The organism is Mesorhizobium sp. M7A.F.Ca.CA.004.04.2.1 (assembly GCF_004022825.1).
In the GTDB taxonomy this organism is placed as follows: Bacteria; Pseudomonadota; Alphaproteobacteria; order Rhizobiales; family Rhizobiaceae; genus Mesorhizobium.
In genome coordinates, this window is record NZ_RZPH01001014.1 from 1 (window position 1) to 2,129 (window position 2,129).

Here is a 2,129-nt window from a genome sequence, read left to right on the forward strand (position 1 = left end):
CTTGAGGATCGCGGTGATGCGGGCCGTGTCCTCGGTGAGGAATTTTGCGTAGTCGTCGCCAGTCAAAAGGATGGGCGTCCAGTTGCGGTTTTTGCATTCGGTTGCCCATGCATCGCTCTTGGCCATGGTCTCGATCATTGTGACCATCGCCGCCTTGTCGGCGTCGGAAACGCCGGGCGGTGCGAAGACGCCGCGCCAGTTGAACAGTTCGACATCGATGCCGGCTTCCTTCATCGTCGGTGCGTCGATGCCGTCCTGACGCTTGTCAGCCGAGATGGCGAGCAGCCGCAGCGCGCCCGCCTTGACCTGCTCGGAGAACTCGCCAAAGCCGGAGATGCCGGCCGCGACCTGGTTGCCGAGCAGCGCCGACAACGCCTCACCGCCGCCGGCGAACGGCACGTAGGACAGGTTTGTCGCCGGCACGCCGACCGTCTTGGCAATCAAGCCGAACAAGATGTGATCCGAGCCGCCGGCGGAGCCGCCGGCGACGGGAACCTTTGTCGGATCGGCCTTGAGCGCGGCGACGAAATCAGCGGCCGTCTTGAACGGTGACTCCGCCGGCACGACCAGGGCCTCGAACTCGCCGGTGAGGCGGGCGATCGGGGTGACTTGCGTCAGATTGTTCGCGGCCTTGTTGGCAATGATGGCGCCGACCATGACCATGCCGGCAACCATCAGGGAATTGCCTTTGCCGTTCCACTGGCTGATGAATTGCGGCAGCCCGACAGTGCCGCCGGCGCCGCCGACATTGGTGATCTGCGAACCCGAGATCAGCTTTTCACTGCGCAGCACCTGGTCGATCGTGCGCGCCGTCTGGTCCCAGCCGCCACCCGGTGCGGCAGGCACGAAGAGCTGTATCTGGGGCGCGCCTTCGGCGTAAGCGGGAGAAAGATGCGACGTCATCAGCCCGGCACCCACGGCTGCGGTGCTCATCAAAAATCTGCGTCTGTTCAGCATGGGGATTCCTCCAAATCACGACACCTCCTCCGGTGCCCGCCAAAACGCGCCTGCATCCAGACCCGTCATCGATTTCAAGCAGATGTTACGGAGTTCTGTCAACGGAAACGATATTCTACTGGACAGAACGATTTGGCGGCGCGACAGAGTCGCGTCGCTCGGCTTTCTTCAAACTGGAACCACCATGGACTCGCCAAGCAAATCGGCAGATGGGGAAATAGATCGCACCTCGGCGGACGGTGTTGCCGCGCTTGATCGGGCCATTGCCATCCTCGATGCCTTCACCACGGATGACCGGTCGCTCAGCCTGGCCGAAATCGCGGCGCGCACCGGCCTCTACAAGAGCACCATCCTGCGGCTTGCGAATTCCCTCATGCGCGGACGATTGCTCGAGCGCCTCGACAATGGACGCTACCGCGTCGGACCCGCGACCTTTCGGCTCGGTGCGCTCTACCAGCGTTCGGTCGTGGCGGTCGATATCCTGCTGCCGATCATGCGCGATCTTTCCGAGCGAAGCTGGGAGAGCGTTGCCTTCTATGTTCGCTCGGGCGATGTCCGCACCTGTCTTTACCGCGTCGAATCCAAGCACCCGATCCGCTACACGATACGCGAAGGCGACGTATTGCCTTTGCTGCTCGGCTCGGGAGGCCGCGTGCTCGCAGCGTTTTCGGGCCAGCAGGGCGAACCGTACGAGACCATCCGCGAGACCTGCAACTGCCTCGCCGTGGGCGACCGGGACCCTGAGACGGGGGGCGTGTCGGCGCCGGTGTTCGGCCCGGGAGGCGTCCTGCTCGGCGCCTTGACCCTGGCTGGACCCAGCACGCGCGTCGACGCGGCATTTCTGCAGCGCATGAAGCGTCCGCTGCTCGAGGCGGCGGCCCGCGCCACCCGCGCCTTCGGCGAGGACGCCTCCATGCTCGAGCGGGCAAGCCTGGCAGCGGACGCCATGCCGTAGAACACGTCCTCGTTGGAAGCCCCGCTCAAGTCAATTTGACCAGGCCACAGCGGTTCTTGGCGCGGCCCGCCTCGTCATCATTGCTGGCGACAGGCGCCATCATGCCGGCGCCGGCAGCTGTCAGCCCGCGGCTCAGGTCACCGCGCCAGCAGGATGGTCGGAGTGTCGTGATAGGTGGTCTTCACCACTTCCCGGTAACCGCACTTCGCAGCCACCC

General features: G+C 64.5%; 2 protein-coding genes. One reads left to right on the forward strand and one right to left on the reverse strand.

Going from position 1 to position 2,129, the window contains the following annotated elements:
• A partial coding sequence (locus tag EN893_RS30560; protein WP_164901257.1) for a tripartite tricarboxylate transporter substrate-binding protein occupies window positions 1-957 on the reverse strand: 957 nt, incomplete at its 3' end.
• On the opposite strand from EN893_RS30560, the gene EN893_RS30565 reads away from it, so the two are divergent.
• The gene (locus EN893_RS30565) at window positions 926-1,912 is read left to right on the forward strand and encodes an IclR family transcriptional regulator (protein ID WP_245473134.1); all 987 of its coding nucleotides are present in this window, start codon (window positions 926-928) and stop codon (window positions 1,910-1,912) included. The two genes, EN893_RS30560 and EN893_RS30565, sit on opposite strands and share 32 nt — an antisense overlap.
• The last annotated feature ends 217 nt before the right edge of the window (window positions 1,913-2,129 follow it).